The organism is Flexivirga sp. (assembly GCF_051955415.1).
In the GTDB taxonomy this organism is placed as follows: domain Bacteria; phylum Actinomycetota; class Actinomycetes; order Actinomycetales; family Dermatophilaceae; genus Flexivirga.
Window position 1 is genome coordinate 19974 of sequence record NZ_JBQCGS010000007.1, and the last position, 21925, is coordinate 41898.

General features: G+C 69.1%; 19 protein-coding genes. 9 read left to right on the forward strand and 10 right to left on the reverse strand.

Annotation, left to right across the window (positions count from 1 at the left end; genetic code table 11):
• Positions 1-20: 20 nt before the first annotated feature.
• Entirely contained in the window at positions 21-863 is an 843-nt protein-coding gene (locus ACTHL4_RS00660; RefSeq protein WP_440280799.1) for a hypothetical protein, read from the reverse strand.
• Between the two features lie 4 nt (positions 864-867).
• Here ACTHL4_RS00660 and ACTHL4_RS00665 point away from each other — a divergent pair, with 4 nt between their 5' ends.
• The 4 genes from ACTHL4_RS00665 to ACTHL4_RS00680 are packed head-to-tail and all read left to right on the forward strand — an operon-like array spanning position 868 to position 5058.
• Positions 868-1608 carry a hypothetical protein gene (locus tag ACTHL4_RS00665; protein WP_440280800.1) on the forward strand — a complete coding sequence of 247 codons (741 nt, stop codon included), beginning with the start codon at positions 868-870 and terminating at the stop codon, positions 1606-1608.
• Positions 1609-1668: 60 nt separating this feature from the next.
• On the forward strand, positions 1669-3042 hold the full coding sequence (locus ACTHL4_RS00670; protein WP_440280801.1) for an O-antigen ligase family protein: 1374 nt from the start codon (positions 1669-1671) through the stop codon (positions 3040-3042).
• Positions 3032-4114 carry a glycosyltransferase gene (locus tag ACTHL4_RS00675; RefSeq protein WP_440280802.1) on the forward strand — a complete coding sequence of 361 codons (1083 nt, stop codon included), beginning with the start codon at positions 3032-3034 and terminating at the stop codon, positions 4112-4114. The genes ACTHL4_RS00670 and ACTHL4_RS00675 overlap by 11 nt, the downstream gene beginning before the upstream one ends.
• Positions 4111-5058: a DUF6492 family protein gene (locus tag ACTHL4_RS00680; protein ID WP_440280803.1), complete on the forward strand. Its 948-nt coding sequence runs from the start codon at positions 4111-4113 to the stop codon at positions 5056-5058. The genes ACTHL4_RS00675 and ACTHL4_RS00680 overlap by 4 nt, the downstream gene beginning before the upstream one ends.
• Here the strand turns inward: ACTHL4_RS00680 and ACTHL4_RS00685 are convergent.
• From ACTHL4_RS00685 to ACTHL4_RS00720, 8 genes are all read right to left on the reverse strand, one after another.
• Positions 5051-5944, reverse strand: coding sequence for a class I SAM-dependent methyltransferase (locus tag ACTHL4_RS00685; protein ID WP_440280804.1), 894 nt, complete (start codon positions 5942-5944; stop codon positions 5051-5053). The two genes, ACTHL4_RS00680 and ACTHL4_RS00685, sit on opposite strands and share 8 nt — an antisense overlap.
• A 27-nt stretch (positions 5945-5971) precedes the next feature.
• Positions 5972-7645: a hypothetical protein gene (locus ACTHL4_RS00690; protein ID WP_440280805.1), complete on the reverse strand. Its 1674-nt coding sequence runs from the start codon at positions 7643-7645 to the stop codon at positions 5972-5974.
• Positions 7642-10098 (reverse strand): glycosyl hydrolase 2 galactose-binding domain-containing protein, encoded by a 2457-nt coding sequence (locus ACTHL4_RS00695; protein ID WP_440280806.1) that lies wholly within the window; start codon positions 10096-10098, stop codon positions 7642-7644. Before ACTHL4_RS00695 ends, ACTHL4_RS00690 begins: the two co-directional genes overlap by 4 nt.
• Positions 10095-11075, reverse strand: coding sequence for a DUF1839 family protein (locus ACTHL4_RS00700; protein ID WP_440280807.1), 981 nt, complete (start codon positions 11073-11075; stop codon positions 10095-10097). The genes ACTHL4_RS00695 and ACTHL4_RS00700 overlap by 4 nt, the downstream gene beginning before the upstream one ends.
• Before the next feature lie 38 nt (positions 11076-11113).
• Positions 11114-12049, reverse strand: a complete 936-nt coding sequence (locus ACTHL4_RS00705) for an amino acid--[acyl-carrier-protein] ligase (protein WP_440280808.1) — start codon at positions 12047-12049, stop codon at positions 11114-11116.
• Positions 12050-12054: 5 nt separating this feature from the next.
• Entirely contained in the window at positions 12055-13230 is a 1176-nt protein-coding gene (locus ACTHL4_RS00710) for an acyl-CoA dehydrogenase family protein (RefSeq protein WP_440280809.1), read from the reverse strand.
• Between the two features lie 14 nt (positions 13231-13244).
• Complete coding sequence (locus tag ACTHL4_RS00715; protein ID WP_440280810.1) at positions 13245-13499, reverse strand: acyl carrier protein; 255 nt, start codon at positions 13497-13499, stop codon at positions 13245-13247.
• Positions 13500-13583: 84 nt separating this feature from the next.
• Positions 13584-14369, reverse strand: coding sequence for a holo-ACP synthase (locus ACTHL4_RS00720; RefSeq protein WP_440280811.1), 786 nt, complete (start codon positions 14367-14369; stop codon positions 13584-13586).
• Here ACTHL4_RS00720 and pth point away from each other — a divergent pair.
• The 5 genes from pth (at position 14320) to ACTHL4_RS00745 (ending at position 20985) form a co-directional block, all read left to right on the forward strand.
• Positions 14320-14922 (forward strand): aminoacyl-tRNA hydrolase, encoded by a 603-nt coding sequence (pth, locus tag ACTHL4_RS00725; RefSeq protein WP_440280812.1) that lies wholly within the window; start codon positions 14320-14322, stop codon positions 14920-14922. The genes ACTHL4_RS00720 and pth overlap by 50 nt on opposite strands.
• 189 nt (positions 14923-15111) lie before the next feature.
• On the forward strand, positions 15112-18663 hold the full coding sequence (mfd, locus tag ACTHL4_RS00730; protein ID WP_440280835.1) for a transcription-repair coupling factor: 3552 nt from the start codon (positions 15112-15114) through the stop codon (positions 18661-18663).
• A 105-nt stretch (positions 18664-18768) separates the two neighbouring features.
• Entirely contained in the window at positions 18769-19326 is a 558-nt protein-coding gene (locus ACTHL4_RS00735) for a hypothetical protein (RefSeq protein WP_440280813.1), read from the forward strand.
• Complete coding sequence (locus ACTHL4_RS00740) at positions 19323-20285, forward strand: MazG family protein (protein WP_440280814.1); 963 nt, start codon at positions 19323-19325, stop codon at positions 20283-20285. The genes ACTHL4_RS00735 and ACTHL4_RS00740 overlap by 4 nt, the downstream gene beginning before the upstream one ends.
• 61 nt (positions 20286-20346) lie before the next feature.
• Positions 20347-20985 (forward strand): FMN-binding negative transcriptional regulator, encoded by a 639-nt coding sequence (locus ACTHL4_RS00745; protein ID WP_440280815.1) that lies wholly within the window; start codon positions 20347-20349, stop codon positions 20983-20985.
• A gap of 37 nt (positions 20986-21022) precedes the next feature.
• On the opposite strand, the gene ACTHL4_RS00750 is transcribed toward ACTHL4_RS00745, so the two are convergent.
• Positions 21023-21913, reverse strand: coding sequence for a LysR family transcriptional regulator (locus ACTHL4_RS00750; protein ID WP_440280816.1), 891 nt, complete (start codon positions 21911-21913; stop codon positions 21023-21025).
• Positions 21914-21925: the final 12 nt, after the last annotated feature.

Below are 21925 nucleotides of genomic sequence, written 5' to 3' on the forward strand. Positions count from 1 at the left end.
ATGTCACCGCACCGGACCGTTCAGAACCAGGATTCACGACCTCGCAGGAGCTGTGTCATGGCCGCGATGGTGAGCGCGGAGACCATCGCCATTCCGGCAAGTGCCCGAGTGCGGCTGCCGGAGACGAAATAGACCGGCGGCGGTCCGGAACTGACCAGGATCTTCACCCGCTGGTTCGCGGCGACATGCTTGGCATCCTCGCGGGCGGTCACACTCGCGCGGATGCGGCTCACCAGATTGTCGATCTTCGCGGTCACCGCCTCGGCGGTCGGCCCCGTCGCCTGCACCTGCATTCCCGCTTCGCTGAAGGAGTAGGACCACTGGCCGCCGACGTTGGGTTGGATGACCGAGGAGCCGTCATACACACCGCTGTCCAGCAGCGTGACGTCGCCGGACACGGCCTGTGGCGGGGTGTGCAGCCCGGTGACCGCGCGGACCGTGATGCCGGCCAGGTCGATCAGGCTGTGGCGGGACTCGGACGTCAGCGGATTGATCGCCTGGGTGAACGGGTCACGAGCGTCTTGTGGGTTCGGCGAGGCGAAGGTCACCTGAACCGTTCCCTGATAGGCGCCGTGAATGCGATAAGCCCACATCCAGCCCGCTGTCAGACACACCAGCACGAGGAGCAATGGCGCACGGGTACGTAGCAACCGAACCCTGTTGTCGAGGGGTTGTTTTCGCAGGACCGGTACCACGGAGAAAACCTGCCTTCCGCTGAGGTGGTCCATAAAGTAACAGCGGGTCGACGGTGAACCGGAAATAATTTCGTCGAAATCTGAACGGAGGGGGATCCCGTTGAAGGTAGATCTCTCAGGAGCGCTACGTCGGCGTTGGTATGTCGTCCTCCTCGGTTTGTTGCTCACCCCGATGTTGTGCCTCGGCGCTCTGCAGTTCGTCGGCGTCAAGTACGAGGCCAAGGCGATGCTGGTGCTGTTGCCACCCGGCGCGAGCGTGCCCAAAGCCGGCAATCCCTACCTCAACCTGGGCAGCATGCAGCCGGTGGTCGGTGTTCTGTCCGATTCGATGCTCAGCCAACAGACCGCTCAGGCCGTGCGCGAGGTGAGTCCCACCGCGAGCTACACGGTGGCCCCGGACCCAGCGACGAGCGGCGCCGTGCTCATCATCGATGTGAAGGACACGACGTCCTCCGGTGCCGCGAAGGTGATGAAGCTGCTGGCCGCGCTGGCGCCGCAGCAACTCAACGAACTGCAGTCGGCGGCGAACACACCGTCACCGGGGCACATCACCACCGACCTGGTGGCGCAGGACACCAAACCCGTTGCCAGCCATAAGAGTCAGCAACGCGCCGGGCTGCTCGTCGCGGCGCTCGGCGTGGCATTGACCGTCCTTGCTGCGGCGTTCACCGATGGTTTCGCCGGCCGGCGTAGCCGGCGGCGCGCAGCCCGTCCCGGTGGCCGGCGCAGGGGCAAGGGCAAGGGGCACGACAGCCTGACAGCACCGGCAGTGCCCCGCGAGAGCGAGACGGCAGCCGTCGACGACCTGATCGGCGCGACGAGTGACGCGTCCTCCTCCCGTATCGCATTGGACCCCGACGACGAGCCGGCACTCAGCGGTCTGGACGCACCGCATCTGAGCAGTCGTTCCTGACCTGGCGGCGTCGCGAAGGCAATGATGACCGACCTTCAGGTCCGTGCGACGGAACAGGCGGTGTACGCCGAACCGGCCGGTGCGCCCGCCGCGGACTGGCGCATCTGGCGCTTCGACGCCACGGCGGTCCTGTCGCTGTATGTGTGGATGTTCGCCTTCATCCCGTCCGTGCTGGTCTTCGCACCACTGGGCGCCGCCGGCACACCGGCCCAGATGCTCGGCATCCTGGCGTTCCTGTGGTGGGCCGCCGAGCGGCTCCGGCGCGGCGAGCGAGGGCACGCGGGCGGAGCGACCGTGCGGTTCGGGCTGACTGCCTATGCGTGGGGGATGACCGCTGCGTACGTCGCTGCCGCGACCCGACCGATCGCTCCGTTGGAGATCAACGGTTCGGATCGGTCGTTGATCAGCCTTGTGGCATGGAGCGGCGTGCTGCTGGTCGCGCTCGACGGCATCGCCAGCCGTGAACGCCTCGCCCTGCTCGTGCACCGGATCGCGGTGTCCGGCGGTGCCGTCGGAGCACTCGGCTTGATCCAGTTCGTCACCAAGCGACAGTGGATCGATCTGATCCAGATCCCGGGACTGAGTTTCAACTTCGATCTGGAGACGGTCAGCCGGAGCGGCTTCGACCGCCCGGCCGGGACCGCGACCCACCCGATCGAGTTCGGCGTGATCATCGCCATGTGCCTGCCGATCGCCATCCACGACGCCCTGCACGGCCGCGAGGGCCGATCGGTGCTGCGCAGGTGGTGGCCGGTGGCCGCGCTCGCGATGGCCTGTCCGGTGAGCATCTCCCGCACCACGATCATGTGCCTGGTGCTGTCCCTGCCCGTCGTCGTCGCGGCCTGGCCGCGCCACCGGCGCCGGGTGATGTACCTCGTGACCCTCGGGGTACTCGTGGTCTTCTACGAACTGGTCCCCGGAATGCTCGGGACCTTGGCCGGCATGTTCACCGGGATCAGCACCGACGGCAGTGCCAAGTCACGCACCGACAGCTACGCCTACGCCTTCGAATTCATCGGACGCTGGCCGATCTTCGGCCGAGGCTACGGAACCTTCCTGCCGCAGTACCGGATCCTCGACAACATGGCCCTCGGTGTGCTGATCGGCGGCGGGGTGGTGGGTCTGTTGTTGACGATCTGGTTCGCCCGCGCCGCGATCGTCACCGCCGTACGCATCATGCGCAGTTCGACCCGTGGCATGTGGTCGGACTCACTGTCGAGATCGCTTGCGGCTGCGGTGATTTCGGCGTTCGCAAGCTTCGGGACGTTCGACACGATGGGGTTTCCGATGGTGCCGTGCCTGCTCTTCCTCGTCGTCGGGATGATCGGGGCGCTGGCGCGCATCCACGCGGCCGACCCACCGCAGCCCGCAGCCGAGTCGCGCGTCACGCAACCGGTGACTCGTGCCGAGCAGGAGGACAGACATGTCGATTGACGAGCTTTCCCGGCCGGCTCCGGCGCGGGAGTGCGCGGACGCCGCGATCATCTGTGTCACCCACAACAGCGCCGACCTGGTCGCCGGTTTCCTGCATGCCGTCCGGGCCGACGACACCACCGCGACATACCGGGTCGTGGTCGTGGACAGCGCATCCACGGACGGCACGCCGGAGGTGGTCCGGGCCGTCTCACCGGCGGTCGACATCTGCGTGATGACGGCCAACTGCGGATATGCGGCGGGCATCAACGTCGGTGTCGACCATGTCCGAAGGACCGGGGGAGCCAGTGCCTTCGTCGTCGCCAATCCGGATGTCCTGCTGGGACCCGGTGCCGTCAGGTTGCTGGTCAACGCCTTGGAGCTGGAGGGCGTCGGGGTGAGCTGCCCGAAGATCGTCGACCAGCACGGCGTCCGTGACGATTCACTCAGTCGATTGCCCAATGTGTGGGCAGGGCTGGTGAGTGCCTGCGTCGGCGCCCGGCGGACCGCAGCGCTCGGGCTGCCGGTGGAGGTGATCCGTGACACGTCCGCGTATGGGCGCGCACATGCCGTGGGATGGGCGTGCGGTGGTCTCCTCGCCATCTCCGGGCAGTGCCTCGATCGAGTGGGTCCGTGGAACGAGGAGTACTTCATGTACGAGGAGGAGGTCGACTTCTGCGAGCGCGTCGCGCAGGCCGGTCTGCTGGTCTGGTACGTGCCGCAAGCCGTCGTCGCCCGCACCGTGTTCGGCGACGCCAACGCGCCCTGGCGGCATGCCCTCTCCCAGATCAATCGCATCCGCCGGGAGAGCCGGACCGGCCGCGGTGCGTTGCGCCGGGCGCAGTTCGTGCTCGAGAACGCCCTGCGCTTGCGGCGCGCGCGATCCCGCGCGGCCCTGTGGGCAGTCATCACCGATGCGACACCCGACCAGGTCATGCGTCGCTATCGCGACGACACGCGGATCCGGGTGGGGCCGAGGGACCCGTCGGATCCGTCGATGCCCGCCGACTACGTCGTGCTCACCGGCGAGCGGGTGCCGTCCACCCGTGCGGTCCCGTCGCTGACCCGAGCCGCCGGGGGTGGTGCGCGATGAGCACCAGGGACGCCAAGAACGGCGACGCGCTGGCGATCGTCACGCCGACCTACTCGGTCGACTACGCGGTCTTCACGCGATTGCGCCGGTCGGTCGAACGCTTCGCGCCGCCCGGGACGATCCACTACCTCATCGTTCCCGAGGAGGACGTGCAGCTCTTCGCACCGTTCGGTGGACCGAGCTGTGTGGTGTGGTCGGCGCGGGAGCTCCTCACCGCATCGATCCGCTTGACCCCGTGGTTGTCCCGGCTCAGCGACCGGCTGCCCCGCGTGCCGCCGTCCGCGCGCGTGGTGGCGATCGAGCCGCGCCACCCGTTGCCGCCGATCCGGGGCTGGATCCTGCAGCAGGTGCTCAAGCTCGCCGCAGCGGATCGACTGGCGGCGGCCACGGTCCTGGTGGCCGACTCCGACGTCGAACTCATCCGGCCGGTCCGAGCGGACGTGTTCCAGCACGACGGTCGCACGGTGCTCTACCGCCGTGACAACGCGGTCACGACGGCGTTGCCGGACCACGTGCGATGGCACAAGGCGGCTCGTGCGCTGTTGGGGCTGCCGATGATCGAACCGCCGTACCACGACTACATCAGCGGCTTCATCGCTGTGGACGCCGAGGTGGTGAAGCTGTTGCGAGCTCACCTGGAACGCCGGCACGGTGTCTCCTGGCAGCGGGTGCTGGCACGGCAGCTCCACTTCTCGGAGTGGACCCTCTACGGCGTCTTCGCCGACGAGGTGCTCGGTTGGCGTGACCGACCCGAACTCCACCGGGGCCGCTCACTGTGTCACGAGTACTGGGGCACCGTGCCGATGCACGACAAGGAGATCCACGACTTCACCGGTGAGTGTCGCCCCGAGGACGTCGCCATGATGATCTCCGCCAAGTCACGCACCGCGATGCCGGTGCGTCAGGCCGCCTGGGAACTGCTCGCGCAGCCTGCGATCAGCTGACGGCCGGCACCGGCGCAGGACCCTCATTTCCTTGCGACGGTTCGTCATTCGGTCGTCGCCGGGTGACGACGTAGAACCACGCCGAACGATCCGCGGCGTCGGACGGGTCGATCGGCAGACCGAGATGATCCACCAGGCGCGTCCCCCCGAAGCCATGGGCCGCCACCTCGGCCCGGGCTGCGTCGGGCGTGACGTAGTGCACGATCAGGGACCAGTCGTGCGTCGGCATGGTGTCGATCGCCCAGTCCTGGTGATCCTCGAAGAGGTCCGTGTGGTGCCGGACGTTCCGGAAACCGGTCAGGTGCATGGCCGGGTGCAACACGGCCCGGGCCGCGAACCTGCCCACCCGGTACGGCGACGGCGGCTTGCCGGGTGCGTGGACGGGGCCGGGATGAGCACCGAAGAACGGCCCTGACCGGTTCAGGGTCGAGTAGACCAGCAGTCCACCCGGGCGCAGCACCCGCGCGAACTCGCTCAGTGCCCGGGACCGGTTCGCGTGGTCGAGCGAATCGATGCCGGCGTTGCTGAAGAAGACCAGGTCGACCGACCGGTCCGCGAACTCCAACGAGCACGCGTCGCCGAGCCGTATGTCGGCCCACGGGCAGTTCTGGCGGGCCGCTTCGACCCTCGCCGGCGTGTAGTCGACCCCGGTGTACCGGGCGGTGAGCAGCCCGATCAACCAGCTGGTCCGTCCGGCGCCGACGCCGACGTCCAGGATGCGGCTATCGCGGACCTCGTCAGCCAGCTGCCGGATGACGACGCGTTCACCGGCGTCGTTCCAGTTGAAGTGGGTCTGGTAGGTGGCAGCGGTCGCCGTCCAGACCGGATCGTTCACATCTGCGGCCACGGGTGCTGCTGGCACGGGGTTGGCCGGACGATCGCTCATGTTGTGCTCCTTGGCCCGGGACGCGTACTACCCGCTCGGGAAGCGGTCACGAAGGTCCCGATGGATGAAGGTGACCACGGCCTGTTGGCCGTCCTGAGTCATGAGCGGGTGGTCGATCCGCTCATCGATCGGCAGCCGGAACATTCCGGCCCGCCGCCAGCGCCAGGAGAAGAGCCCGGACCAGAAGGCCGACTCCCAGAAATGTCGTCCGTCGTCCGGACTCATCAGCAGCACGACCGCCGTACCACGGCGGATCAGGCTGTGTATGGCGGAAAGCGGTGCGTTCCGCACGGCGACCTGCCGGTAGACCCGCCATGCGATCAGCCGCCTGCGCGCGACGGCGGCCGAGCACGGCATCGAACGGGGCAGGAAGGCATGGCCGACCGGTCGGGCCACCAGCCGCTCGTCGCTGTGCAGCCGCTGGCCACGACTGGTGTCGTAGATGGTCAGGATGACGTTGATCGGGTAGACGACCGCGACCGGGACACGCATCGCCGCCTCGAGCGCGCTGTACGCACCGGAACACAACGAGACCAACGCGATTCGCTCAGCGCCGAGCGTCCCGGACACCAGTGGATCGGACAGCGCGTCCGGCAGGTCGGTGAGCCACTGCGGACAGTACAGATCGCCGAAGGTCTGTCCCTGCCCGGTCGGACTGTCACCGGTGCCGGACTGGCTGAGCCGGATGCACCGGAAGCCGTCCGCAGCGAGTGCCCGCGCCATGTCGACCCATCGACGTCCGGGACCGGTCTGTCGGTCGTTGGCGACATTGACGAAGACGACCGTCACTCCGCGCGTTCGCTCGGCCGGTTCGGTGCAGATGCCGAACAGGCCCACGTCGCCGAGCCGGATCGCCGACTCGATCACCGTGGGACCGTCATGCTGGGGCAGGTCGACCGTGGCGCACGGGATCTTCAGTGTCGCGGGCTCGCCACGTTCGACGTGTTGTTCGATCCACCCGACGACCTGCTCGACCGCGGCATCCGGCACGGTGTTCTTGTCCATCGGGACGTCGAGCATGTCGGACATGCCGGAGCAGGTCTGCCAGTGCACTCGGTCCGAGGGCGGCAGCCGCCGACGCAGTCCGCGCGGCGCCGGCCGGTCGTCACGGTTGAGCACCAGCACCGTGTCGGCCACGATGCCGGCGTCCAGTGTGGCGGGGTCGATGGTGTGCAGATCCATGACGGTCTGCGGGGCATAGAGGTAGCCCGGTGTCTCGATCGATCCGTCGTGGCGTTCGGTGGCGCCCGGGCTGCGCGCCAGGCCTTCCCGCAGCATGCTCTTGCCGCTGCACGCGTCCCACAGGACCAGGAGGTTCTGATCAATGGCGCCACGGGCCAGTGCGGTCGCGAGAAGTGTTGCGCCCACACGCATCCCGAGCCCGCCCAGTTGTGGGACACCGGTTGCGCGCAGGGCGTCGTACGCATCGGTGATGCTGGTCAACCACGCCGCGACGCGGCCCTCGTCGGTCCAGCGGCCCATCGAGTCGCCGGTGCCGTGATAGTCGAAACGCAGTGTCGCGATCCCCTTCCCGGCGAGGCCCCAGGCCGTACGACGGATCGTCTCGTGGGCGTTGTGTTCCTCTTCCCCGATCGGCGGGCACAGCAGGACGCCGTAGTCGGCGCAACCGGAGTCGGGCGTGCAGAACCACCCGAACAAGGCACGGTCCGCCGGTCCGAACCAGGTGGGGGTGTCGATCACATCGCCACCTCGATCCGAGTCGAGCGCACGGCGTTCAGCGCGGTGACGTCGCCGCGCGGCGGACCCGGCAGCGCGTCGGCCCGGCGGTGCAGCGGCACCGACCGCGGCACACCGGGCAACAGATGGAACCAGCTGTCCTCCGGTTGCCAACCGTCGATGCACACCTGCACCCATTGCGCGAAACGGGCAGCGGAGACGTCCAGCACCCATTGCCGCGAGGCATCCTGGCGGGCTGTCGCCGCCAGCCCGAGGTGGGCGTCCACCGGCCGCAACCGTTCGCCGGCCACGAAACTCGCCTGGGAGACCTCGGAGCCGTCCGCTGCGACGAGGGTCACCGCGACGACGTCATACGCCGGAGGACCGAAGCGGTGCACATAGCTGATGTCCCGGAAGCCGCCGAGCGCCGCCGCCAGATCGACCGTGGTTCCCGGTGCGGGCGCTCGTACGGGAACGGTGATCGCATCGGCGATGTGCTCCCCGTCCTGGACCAGGTCGACACGGAGCGTCCCGTCCCAGGTGCGCGGGCCGTCATTGGCGACGTGTATGCCGAGCCCGTTGACGCCCTCGTCGGTGATCATCACGGCGACCGGTTGCATCAACCGCCGCATCACGTACCACGGTGCCTTGGGCCGGCCGTGCCCGTCGACGATGCCGATCCCGCCGCCGAAGCCGACATCGTGACCCTCGAAGACGATCGCACCGGCGCAGGTGGAGCCGGGCCGACGCCATTCGGAGAGCACATCGTCGAAGACAGTGGCGACGGTTGCTCGCGCGACCGCTGCAGCGCGGGCGCCGTCGGACCGGCGCAGCTCGATCGGGTCGAGCCCGAAGAGGTGGCGGGTGTACCACTCTCGAACGTCCTCCAGATCCCACGACGACTGGGCATCCCTGTGGATCAACGCTTTCCACGAGGGATGGTGCCCGAGCCGGCGGTGCGCCAGGACGCCGTCGACACTGTCCTCGACATCGGCCGGGCACGCCATACACAGGCACTCGGAGGCGAACCGCACTCCCGCGCGGCGGGCGTCGGTTGTCGGCCGGAGGTAGGCGCCGACGCCGTAGTAGTGGGAGGGCCCGGAGCTGACCATGCTGGGCAGGGGGCTCTCGCCGGGCGAGCTACGCACGTATGGCGTGCCGGGTGCCAACTCTTCGACCAGCTGCGGAATGTCCTGTGCCGCGACCGACGCGACCCACCGGTCCGGTGGCAGGCCGAGATAGGCGGCCTGTTCCTCGGCGTCACTGCTCCCGCACAGCACTGCCAGGCAGGGCCGTCCGCCGAAGGCCCGCAGCAGGTGCTCGACCTCCGCGCGCAGATCGGCCGCGAAGTCCACGTCATCGGGCGCGTCGAAGAACGCCAGCATGCAGTCCTGCCAGACCAACAGGCCCAGGTCGTCGCAGTGGTCCAGGAAGTCGGTGCTGGGATAGACACCGGTGCCGCTGACGCGCACGATGTTGTGCCCGCCGTCGCGCACCGTGTGCAGCTGCTGCCGCACCGGCCCGTCCTGCAGGGAGACGGGGTCGGTCGGTGACCAGCAGGCGCCACGGGTGAAGATCGGGGTGTCGTTGACCAGCAATGTGAAGGCGCCGTCGGTGCGGTCGACCGCGACCGTGCGGAAGCCGACGCGTCCGACCGGCAACTCGGTCTGCCCCGCGACGAGGACGACGTCGTAGAGCGGCTGGTCGCCATGTGTGTGCGGCCACCAGCGTTCGACGTGTGGCAGGTGGACCCGGGCGCTGACGACGGCGGCGTTGCGCCGCCGGGTGACGTCACAGGGCGCGGCGACGTGCCCGACCCGGATCTCCACGGGTGCAGTGCTGCCGATGCCGGTGACCTCGACGGTGACCTGGACGGTCCCCGACCCATCCGGAGCGCAATCGGCCCGCAGCGCGGTCGTCCGGGCGTGGCGGTCGTCCGCACGATGCAGGGTGAGCGGTCGCCACGGGCCGACGGGGGCCGGAGCCGGGACCCCGCCGACCTGGCGACCGACCAGCGAGGTGCGGATCCAGCGCAGGTTCTGGTGCACCAGATCGGGGCTCTTCCACCGCGGCCGGGGATGGCGTCGGGCCAGCACGGGTTGGAGCGAGCGGCAGTGGATGTGGAGCAGGTGAGCGCCCTTGTCGAGCCTGATCTCGGCGCGCTGACCGACGAACATGTTGCGGGTCTCCAGCACGGGCTCGTCGTCGATCAGCACCTCGCCATACGTCGCCAGCCCGTCGCTGACCAGGGTGTAGCGGCCTGCTCTGTCAGTGACGAACTCGCAGCGCCACCACCAGTCCTCGTTGTCGTAGTCGCGCGCCAGCGCACCCGGGTCCCCGGCCAGCACGAGCGCGTGCGCCGCGGTCCCGGGCACGTGCGCGGGCGTCCAGCCGTGCCCGGGCGCATCCGTGGACCCCACAGCTGCGGCAGCGCACTCCCATGAGGCGCCGGCGAGCAGATCGGCCGCAGCGTTCACGACCCGACCAACGCCGCGGTGAGGGTGCGGGCCCGCTCCCACTCGTGAGCCATCTGGTGCATGCTCTGCCGCAGATCGATCGTTCGGCCGCGAGCGACACGAGCAAGCGCGAACTGCAAGGACTTGGCCTGGTCCGCGAGGTTCATCCACGGCTCGGCAGCCGCACGGGCATCGGCCGGACCACCGCGGTCGGCGAGCCAGGTCAGGAACGACGCCGCGGTCTCGGCGGATGCTCCGCACTGCCGCACGGTCCCGAATGCCCACAGATGGAACGTCTCCGGTGGCTGGTTCCGCAACCAGGGCAGGTCGGTCGTCATCCGTCCCGCCAGGCGGGTGACCGGGTTGTCGACCGGTGCTCGCGCGATGTGCTCGGCGAGCAGGTCCACGGCCAGTGCGGTCGCCTGCCGGTCGGCCAGCCGGTGCATCCCCTCGAGCCGGATGATCTCCGTGTATGGCGGCAGGGCGCCGGACGCTGCATGCTCGCCCCGCCGGAAGACGCCGTCGAAGTCGTCGCCCTGCAGCTCGAAGTAGCCTGCATTGTGGAAGTAGCCGAGGAACCGGCCCGCGACATCCACCGCATTCGGCACGATCGTCGACTTGACGTGCTCGAGTTGGTACGCGACCCCTCGTGTGTCCGGCAGGTGGAAGGAGTCCGCCTCGACGGTCATCAACCGACCGAGCGAGAGTTGTTCGACGACGTGCTCGAGCACGCCGCGCCAGGGGTTCATCTCATGCACGTCGATTCCATATGCACGCCGCAGGTCCCCCTCGGGGTACTTGAAGAAGGTCCATTGGTCGCCCTCGAAGTCTGCGCCGACTGCGAAGGCGCCGGCCACCATCGGGTCCAGTCCGAGGCAGTGCAGCACCTCCCACCAGACGTCGACGTAGCAGTTGGTCTCGGTCCAGATCCGGTCGGTCGAGTGCAGTGCATGGGTCCGGTAGTCGTCGGCGCGCACCGGCAGCAGCTGCGTGGTCACCGAGGGCGGTCCCTCGGCGGCGGGCCAGCGGTGGATGGTCATAGTGCCAGCTGCGTCCGCACCGTGCTCGGCCAGCACTGCGGGTCGAGGCCGTGGGTCTTCAACAGTGCCAGGGTGATCCGTTCCATCCCGAAGCCGATGCAGGCCGAGTGCGCCGTGTCGCCGTCGGCGGTGCGGATCGAGAACGGCCCGCCGAAGTGGTCGATGTGGTAATTGCCCGAGGCGATCGCTGTCGGGAACTCCGCGGAGGTGATCGGGCAGACGATCTCGTACTTCAGGGCGGTGTCACGCTGGTTCGCTGCCAGCATGCGGCCGGCGCGTCCGAAGAACGGGTCGTTGGCGACGACCTTGCGAACCGCAAGACCCAGACCGCCAAGGATGCGCAGCGCCCGCTCGAGCCACTCCTCCCGGTGCGCGACACAGACCTCCGGGTCGCCCACGGCGACGAACTCGTGCTGGCGGAAGACCTGCATCCGAGCCGGGTCGATGCTCGGTTCGTGGCGGAAGCAGAACCCCTGCACCTCCATCCGCCGGCCGCCCACCGGCAAGGTGCCCGTCAGGCTCGGGTAGAGCGGGTGGCAGGCCGCCGAGCACAGCATCACCTCGGCGGGCGTCAGGTACTGCGTCCAGTCCGCACCCGAGTCCAGCGCCTGCAGCAACTCGGCATGGTCACGATCGTCGCCCACGAAGGTGTCCACGGACCCGGTCAGGTCGGGGAAGGAACGCAGGTAGTCGCTGCGGACGAACACGTCCCGCGGCAGCACCGGCGGGAAGAACAGCAGCGGTTCGTACCGGTCGGCGCCCTCGGCCGACACCCGACGTTCGAGACCGCGGACCACGGACTCGAAGACCGCCGAGCGCTGATAGAGACCGTCGACCGAGGTCGCGACCAGCACGCCGGAATCGATCAGCTCCGTGCGGAATTCACGTTGTGCCGCCAGCCGGTCGGTGGCGAGAGTCGTGTGCTGGACCATTGTTCTCAACCCCGTGACACGAGCAGCAGTTGGGCGTTGTTGGCGTTGATGCGATCGTTGTTGACCATCAACTGGGCGCCATACGCATCGCGCAGCAGCCGCCCGAGCGTGAACGGGCTGTGGTTGGCGTAACCCGCCATCCCGCAGATCAGCAGGGCTCGCTGGACGACGTCGACGACGAGTGTGGAAGCCGAGACCTTCAGGGAGTTCATGTTGATCGCGAAGCCGATCGACGTCGTCTGCGACTGGTCCTCGGCGATCGCGGTGTAACGATCGCGGGCGGCGATGACCAGGTCCTGGAACTGCTGCAGCACCGTGGTCAGCTCGGCCAGCCGCAACGCGTTGGGCGGTGTCACATCCGGGTTCTTGCGCGCGGCCGCTTGCACGAAGCGACGCGCCTTGTCGCTCGCGGCGCTGGCGATCCCGAACCAGAGAGACGACCACAGGATGTGGGAGACCGGCAGCATCGTCTGCGAGGAGATGTCGCCGTACGGGACCGGCAGGACGTCCTCGAGGTCACCGGTCACCGACAGGACGAAGCCGAGACTGCAGGTGCCGCGGAAACCGAGCGCGTCCCAGCCGGATTTCGGCTCCAGCGTGACGTTCTCGCCTCGGCACAGCACGAGCACCTGATCGTTCGGTGGGCTGTTCGGCGTGCGCCGGGCGGTGGCCAGTATGGCGTCGGCGTGCTGCCCGTAGGAGATGACCGGGGCCTGCTTCGTCAATGAGAAGCGGTCGCCGTCGGTCTCGACCGCGCAACTGCTGTTGCGGACGTTGCCGCCGATGCCGACCTCGGTGGTCGCGGACGCGAGCAGGAGCCCCTCGGCGGCGACGCGGCGGGTGAATTCGCGCAGCGCCGCGTTGCTGCCGTGCCGCACCAGGCAGGCGACCTGGATCTGGTGCATCGCGTAGACCATCGCGGCCGACGAGCAGCCCTTGGCCAGCTCGGTGATCGACCGGGCGACATCCTCCAGTGACCACCCGAGCCCGCCGTCGGCGACGGGTATGAGCGCGCCGAGCATGCCGGCATCCCGCATCGCCCCGATCGCCTCGGAGGGGAAACGCGACTCCCGGTCGACCGATTCGGCCGCCGGCGCGGCGACGTCCGCGGCGATCGCGGACGCGATCTCGACCGGTGACAGGCTGGTGGGGGCGACGACGGTCTCGGCAATGCTGGACATGCGATCCTCCGGCTTCAGGCAGGTAGCTGCGTCTGATCGGTGAGCTCGCGCAGCGCCGATTCGATTGCGATGATTGATTCGAAAGTGCTCTTGCGCAGCATCGAGTCCGGGAATTCGATGTCGAACTCGTCCTCCAGGCCGAGCATGACGTTGACGCTGGCATGTGAGGTGAGTCCTGCCCGGTAGAGGTCGTCCTCGCGGCCGAGTTCCTCGACCGGACGGGGCAATCGGCCGTATGCCGCCAGGACCGACTTGATGCGTGTTTCCATTGCTGAGTCCTCCCTATCGAAGATTCGAACGTCGTCGCTGGTGGTCGCCGATGGTCCGAGCGCCACGCCCAGCTGTCGGGGCAGTCATCGGTCGTCCTCCGGTTCGCGGAAGCCGATGGCGACGGCGGTCGCCACGGCGACCTCCCGGTCGTGCGAGAGCGATATCTCGAAATTGAGCAGCTGGTTGTCCTCGGCGAGTGTCTTGGCGCCGCGGACCAGTCGCACGCCCACCCACCCGCCGGGCATCCGGACGATTTCGATGTCGCGCCATTCGGGGATGATGCTGAGCGGCCGCAGCGCTTTCAGCACGGCTTCTTTGGCACAGAACCGCGCCGTCAGCCCCGGAGCGAGCACGTACGGTTCGGCGTCGTAGCCGCCGCACGATTCGACCTCCTGCGCGGTGAACATGCGATCCAGGTAGCGCCGGCCGTGCCGCTGTATCGATTCGGTGACACTGGCGATGGCCTGCACGTCGGTGCCGACGCGGAGTATCAGCGACGACGAGACCTGGTCCGCGCCGACTCCGGGCTGCGGTGAGGCAGCGGTTCTGGCAGCCATCAACTGTGACCTCCGGTCTGTGGCGGACGGGTGTGACCCGGTGCCCTCGGAACGAGACGGGGGACGGTTGATCGCGGCATCACCTCCGGCGGTCACGACCGGCCGCGACTGCGGCGGGACTACCGTCCGAGATATCGGTGAACAACGAATGGCCGCCCCCTCATTACTGCGGTGAAAACCTGGGTGAAGTCCCCTCGGCCGAGTCAGTAAATCCGACCCCGGAATGCGTCGCGGATTAATTGCAACGTCAGGGGATCGGGTCATGAAGTCGTCGATCGGGCGGCCCGTATACCGTGTCCTCGTGTTCCTCATCGTCGGTCTCGGCAACCCCGGCCCCAAGTACGCCGGCAACCGGCACAATGTCGGCGCGATGGTGATCGACCGGCTGGCGTCCGACGCCGGCACGGGGCTGCGGGCCCACAAGGCCGGCGCGCTCGCCGCGCAGGTGCACGTCGCCGGCCGGCCGGCGGTCATCGCGACGCCGACCAGCTACATGAACGAGTCGGGCGGCCCGGTGGCGGGCCTGCTGCGCTTCTTCAAGGTCCCGCTGGAACACCTCATCGTGGTGCACGACGAACTCGACATCGATTTCGCGACCCTGCGGCTCAAGCGCGGCGGCGGCGAGGGCGGCCACAACGGCCTGAAGTCGATCAGCAAGTCGGTCGGCAGCAAGGACTACCTGCGGGTGCGGGTCGGCATCGGCCGGCCCCCGGGCCGGATGGACGCCGCGGCATACGTGCTGAAGGACTTCAACGCGACCGAGCGCAAGGAGTTGGACTTCCTGGTGCCCGACGCCGTCGAGGCCGTCGAACTGCTGATGACCAAGGGGCTCACGGACAGTCAGAACATCGTCCACGCCCGCTGAGCAACCGTCGCGGCGCCGCGGCTGTCGCCGGCCACGTCTAGAATTGACCTCGTCAACCCCGTCTCGCCCGCGAACGGGGCCCTTTTGCGTGTCCGCGAGCGCGGCCACGATGCCCGAAGGAGCTGCTCACCGGTGAGCTTGCAACCCGTCCTCGACCTGTTGGCACGCGACGCGGCCGTCGCCCGGCTGATGAGTCACGTCGGCACCGCGAACGTCGTCGACATCGCCTGTGCGCCGGGCGCTCGCGGCCCGCTGACGGCGATGGTGGCCCAGGGCGCGGCCGGCCGTCCGGCACGCACCGTGCTCGCCGTGACAGCCACCGGCCGGGAAGCGCAGGACCTCGCCGCCTGTCTGCGCGGCTTCCTGCCCGCCGAACGCGTCGTGGAGTTCCCCAGCTGGGAGACGCTGCCGCACGAACGCCTCAGCCCGCGCAGCGACACCGTCGGCCGGCGCCTGGCCGTGCTGCGTCGCTTGGCGCATCCCGATGCCGGCGACGAGACGTATGGCGAGATCAGCGTGGTCATCGCCAGCGTCCGGGCGCTCATGCAGCCGATCGCGAAGGGGCTGGGCGACCTGGCGCCGGTGTCGTTGCGGGTGGGGCAGGATGCCCTGTTGCCGGATGTCGTCGAGGCGTTGGCCGGGGCGGCATACACCCGCACCGACCTGGTCGAACGGCGCGGCGAATTCGCCGTGCGCGGAGGCATTCTCGACGTCTTCCCGCCGACCGAGGAACACCCCGTCCGCGTGGAGTTCTGGGGAGACACGGTCGAGGAGATCCGGTGGTTCAAGGTTGCCGACCAGCGCAGCCTGGAGGTCGCCGAGCACGGGCTGTGGGCGCCGCCGTGCCGCGAGCTGCTGCTCACCGAGGACGTGCGCTCGCGCGCCGCCACCTTGGCGACTCAGCTGCCCGGCGTGCAGGACATGCTCCTGAAGGTCGCCGAGGGGATCGCGGTCGAGGGCATGGAGTCGCTCGCGCCGATCCTGCTGGCCGGTGGGACCGCCGGAGGCATGGAGACGCTGCTGGACGTGCTGCCGCAGGGCACCCACGTCCTGGTCGCGGACCCCGAACGCGTGCGCACGCGCGCCCATGACCTGGTCGCGACCAGTGCGGAGTTCCTCGACGCGAGCTGGGCCAACGCGGCGGCCGGCAACGCCGTGCCGGTCGACCTGCAGTCGGTGCTCGGAACCGCGTCCTACTGGTCGTTGCCGGAGCTGCGCGACCACGCACTGTCCGAAGGCCTTGCCTGGTGGGCGTTCTCGTCCTTCGCCAGCGATGACGAGCTCACGCAGTTCCAGGAGGACGACGCCCTGGCCGGTGAGCAGGTGACCCTCGGCACCGCAGAGGTCCCGCTCTACCGCGGCAACACCGAGCAGGCGATCGGGGACATCCGCGACTGGATCCGCGAGGGCAACCGGGTGCTGATCGTCACCGAGGGCCCCGGGCTGGGGCACCGCATCGGGGAGGTGCTCCGCGACCACGACGTGCCGTCACGTCGGATCGAGGACCTGGCGACGGGTTCGGTCGAGCTCGCCACAGGTGCTCTGGGCCACGGATTCACGCTCGGCTCAAGCGATTTCGTCCTGCTCACCGAAGGCGACCTCACCGGTTCCTCGACCCACGGCGGCAGCACCAAGGACATGCGCAAGATGCCGTCGCGGCGGCGCAACGTCGTCGACCCGCTGCAGCTGCACCCGGGCGACTTCGTGGTGCACGAGCAGCACGGCGTCGGACGGTTCGCCAAGATGATGCAGCGCACCGTCGGTGGCGCCACCCGTGAATACCTGGTGATCGACTACGCACCGGCCAAGAAGGGACAGCCGGCCGACCAGCTCTACGTGCCGACCGATCAGCTGGACCAGGTCACCCGCTACGTCGGTGGCGAGGCGCCGTCCCTGAACAAGATGGGCGGATCCGACTGGCAGACCACCAAATCGCGGGCCCGCCGGCACGTGCGGCAGATCGCGGCCGAGCTGATCCAGCTCTACTCCGCCCGTATGGCGACCGAGGGTCACGCCTTCGGGCCGGACACCCCGTGGCAGCGGGAGCTGGAGGACGCGTTCGCCTACATCGAGACCCCGGACCAGGCCAGCAGCATCGACGAGGTCAAGGCCGACATGGAGAAGTCGGTGCCGATGGACCGCCTCATCTGCGGCGACGTCGGCTACGGCAAGACCGAGATCGCCATCCGGGCCGCGTTCAAGGCGATCCAGGACGGCAAGCAGGTCGCGGTGCTGGTGCCGACGACGTTGCTGGTCAAGCAGCACTACCAGACATTCACCGAGCGCTATGCCGGTTTTCCGGTGGTGGTGAAGGCGCTGTCCCGCTTCCAGAGCGACCGCGAGGCGCGTGAGGTCCTCGACGGGTTGCGTTCCGGAGCAGTCGATCTGGTCATCGGCACGCACCGCCTGCTCGGCAACGAGGTGAAGTTCAAGGACCTCGGGTTGGCCGTCATCGACGAGGAACAGCGTTTCGGTGTGGAGCACAAGGAGCAGCTGAAGCAGATGCGCACCGCGGTCGACGTGCTGGCCATGTCCGCAACCCCGATCCCGCGCACGTTGGAGATGGCGGTGACCGGCATCCGCGAGATGTCGACGCTGGCGACACCCCCGGAGGAACGTCATCCGGTGCTGACCTTCGTCGGCGGCTACGAGGAGAAGCAGATCGCCGCCGCCATACGCCGTGAACTCATGCGCGAGGGGCAGGTGTTCTTCGTCCACAACAAGGTCGGCACGATCGAGAAGGTCGCCTCCCGGCTGCGTGAGCTCGTGCCGGAGGCCCGGGTGGCGACGGCGCACGGGAAGATGTCGGAGCATCGACTGGAGGACGTCGTCACGTCCTTCTGGGATCGCGAGTTCGACGTGCTGGTGTGCACCACCATCATCGAGACCGGTCTGGACATCTCCAACGCCAACACCCTGATCGTGGACCGAGCCGACCAGCTCGGCCTGTCCCAGCTGCACCAGTTGCGCGGACGGGTCGGCCGCGGCCGCGAGCGCGCCTACTCCTACTTCCTCTTCCCGCCGGAGAAGCCGCTGACCGACACCGCGCACGACCGCCTGCAGACGATCGCCAGCCACACCGATCTCGGTGCCGGCATGCAGGTGGCGATGAAGGACCTGGAGATCCGCGGTGCCGGCAACCTGCTGGGCGGTGAGCAGTCCGGTCCCCTCGCCGGCGTCGGCTTCGATCTCTATGTCCGCATGGTCGGCGAGGCGGTCGCCGACTTCCGGGGCGACGGCACCTCCGCGGCGCCCACGGAGGTCAAGATCGAGCTGCCGGTCGATGCCCACCTGCCGCACGACTACGTGCCGGGGGAGCGGTTGCGGCTGGAGGCCTACAAGAAGCTGGCCACCGTCGAGGACGAGGCGGGGCTGGGAGAGATCGAGGCCGAACTGCGCGACCGCTACGGCGCCCCGCCGGAGCCGGTGCAGCACCTGTTCGAGGTGGCGCGACTGAGGGTCATCGCGCGCCGGGCCGGCATCGGCGACATCGCGGTGCAGGGCCGGATGGTGCGTTTCGGGCCGGTCGACCTGCGGGAGAGCCAGCAACTACGGCTGGAGCGGCTCTACAAGGGCACGATGGTCAAGCCCGCCATCCATCAGATCCTGGTGCCGCAGCCCAAGACGGCACCCGTCGGCGGCAAGCCGCTGCGCGACACCGAGGTGTTGCGCTGGGCCGCGCAGCTGATCAAGGCGGTGCTGCTGGACGACATCGGGGCGGCCGCCGGTGCTGCATCGTGACCCGCGACCCGGACCGGCGTCGCCCCAGGTCGGGCTGGCATGATGCATGAGGCGTGGCGTCGCTCCACGCCACGACGACAACGTACCGAGAAAGGCCCATCTGCCATGCCGAGCTTCCGTCGCGGTCGATTCGCCCTGGGCGGCGCAGCAATGCTGTGCACCCTCGCGCTCGCAGGATGCGGGAGCAGCGGCGTGATGCACGACGGCAGCACCGCGCTGACGTATGACGGCAAGACGGTGACCAACGATCAGTTGCAGACCGCGGCCAAGGACATCTCCGCATTCGTCGGTGGTCCGGTGGATCCCGGTGTGGTGGCCGGCCGGCTGGCGATCGGCCCGCAGGTCGAGAAGTATGCCGCGCAGAAGGGCCAGTCGCCCATCACGGCCAGCCAGATCCAGGCGCAGAAGCCCAAGGCCGAGCTGTCCGACGTCGCGTTGAAGGCGCTGGAGGTCGATGCGCTGATCAGCACCCTGGCCAACAACGGCGACCTGGACAACGCCAGCCTGCAGGCACTGACCAAGAAGAGCGACGTCACGGTCAATCCGCGGTACGGCGCCTGGGAGAAGGGCAAGGGCATGGTCGCCGACTCCGATCCGTGGATCAAGGCGACGCCGTCGGGCCAGGCGGCTCAGCCGCAGGGCCAGGCCCAAGGCCAGGGTTGAGCGCCGACCCGTTGCTGACCGTCCTGGTCACCAGCCCCCGCGTGCCGGCCGGGCTGATGTCCCGGGACGCCTGGCTCGCGCTCGAGACCGCCGATCGGGTGCTCGCCGCGGATGTGGACGACCCGTTGCCGTCGACCGTTGCCGCCTCCGGTCTCGAGGTCACGGCGATGCCGTTCGACTCGGCCGCCGCGGCCGCTCGCGCGCTGGTCGAAGCGGCGGCAGCCGGCTCGGTGGTGTGGATCGGCTCGCCCGATGCCGATCCCGGACTGACCGACGCGCTGGCCGAGGAACTCACCCGGCTGGAGTCGCCGCCGCAGATCGAGGTGCTGGTGGGGTCCTGGGACCTGCCGGGAGCACGCCTGCTGGACGCCGTCTCGGTCATGGACAGCCTCCGGTCGCCGGGCGGCTGCCCCTGGGATGCGGCGCAGACGCACGAATCGCTGGCCAAATATCTCCTCGAGGAGGCGCACGAGACGGTCGAGGCGATCGAGATCGGTGACACCGCTCACGTGGCCGAGGAACTCGGCGACGTGCTGCTGCAAGTGCTCTTCCATGCGCGTATCGCCGCTGACGAGGACCCCGGTTTCGACATCGATCAGGTCGCAGCGGGGTTGGTGGACAAGCTCATCCGCCGGCACCCGCACGTGTTCGGCGACGGTGACGCGACCACGCCGGACGAGGTCGAGCAGTCCTGGGAGCGCATCAAGGCGGCGGAGAAGGCGGACCGCGACCAGGACGACCTGCTGGCCGGCATACCGGTGTCCTTGTCCCCGTTGCTCACGGCCGAGAAGGTCCTGACCCGCGCGGACCGGCGCGGCATACAACTGGCGTATGACGACAGGGTGGACCTCGGTGGCCGGCTGCTCGCCCTGGTGGCGGAGGCGCGTGCTGCCGGAACGTCGGCCGACGCCGCCCTGCGCGACGTACTGCGCCGCGTCGCCCGGACCTCATCGCCCTGACCGACGCCCTGACCGACGGCCTGACCGGGCGCCGACGGCTCCGAAGTGCCACGATGACCGCATGGTCTATCTGCCCGCCCACGACGCAGCGACGTCCGCCGCCGAGATCGCCGGACTGATCGCCGACGTGCCGCTTGCCACGGTCGTGACCAGTGACGGAAACACGTTGAGCGCCAACCACATTCCGCTTCTGCTGGAGAGCGGGAGCGGCGACGACCGGCTGGTCGGGCACGTCGCGCGGGCCAACGACGTATGGCGCGAGGGCCACCACGAGGGGGAGACGCTGGTGGTGTTCAACGGGTCCGATCATTACGTGTCGCCCACCTGGTATCCGTCCAAGCGGGAGCACCACCGGGTCGTGCCGACCTGGAACTACCTCGTGGCGCACGTGTACGGCGAGCTCGTCGTACACGACGACCCGCGCTGGACCCGTGGCGTGGTCGCCAAGCTCACCGGCGCGATGGAGCGGGGGCGCGATGACGCGTGGCACATGGGTCAGGCGCCCACCGACTACCTCGCCGAACAGCTCGACAAGATCGTCGGGGTCGAGCTGCGGATCTCTCGGATCGTGGGCAAGTTCAAGGTCAGTGCCCACCGCAGCAGCGCGGACCGCGGTGGCGCCGCTGACGGTATCGAGGCCGAGGCGGGCACCACGCCGCTCGTCGTGGCGATGCGCGGTGTCGGGGCGGTGAACTGCTGACGGCGGTCGTGCGGTAGCGCAATCCGGTCTCCGTCGCTCAGTCCGGTGTCACGACCTCGCGGGCCGCGGCCACGATGGCATCGGCCACGGCGTCGACCGCCCGGGGGCGCGGCGGTGCGCCGTAGGTGACGACCTGCACCTGCCGGGTGGCGGGCAGCCGGGTGGCGCGCACGCCGGGATGCCGGTGTACGGCGAGCGTGAGGCCGGGCAGGATGCTGACCAGCGCGCCCTGGGCCACGAGCGCCTGCACGGCCAGGTAGTCGTCGGTCGCGAAGCTGATCTCGGGCTCGTACCCACTCGCCGCGCACAACTGGACCAGTTGCGCCCGGCACCGCTCGCAGCCTGCCACCCACGGCGTATGACGATGCGCGCGCAGCGCGCGCCCGGCGGTCCGGCGCCGTGCGCCGGCCGGTTCGACGAGGTAGAGATGGTCGGTCAGCACGGTGTCGGCGCTGAGCAGCTCGGCGTCGCTGTCGTCATACGTGAAGGTGATCGCCAGGTCCACCCGGCCGGCCCGCAGCAGTTCGATGGCATCGGGCGGTTCCGCCTCGACCAGCTCGATGGCCACACCGGGCGCGGAGGTCCGCAGCGAGGTGAGCGCGGGCGGCACCAGAGTGGCGGCTGCGGACGGGAAGGCCGCGAGCCGGACACGGCCGGCTCGCAGCCCGGCGGCCAGCTGCAGCTCCTCCTCGGCACGCCTGCCGAGCGCGAGGATCTCCTCGGCGCGGTGTGCCAGCGCCGGGCCCTCCGCGGTCAGCCGGATGCCGCGGCCGACCCGCTGCACCAGCACCGTGTGGGTCTCGGCCTCGAGCCGGCGCAGGTGGTGGGAGATGGTCGGCTGGCCGTAGTGCAACTCCTCGGCCGCCGCGGACACCGATCCGGTGCGGGCGACGGCGACCAGTGCCTGCAGTCGACGCAGATCGAGCATGCAGACAATGTA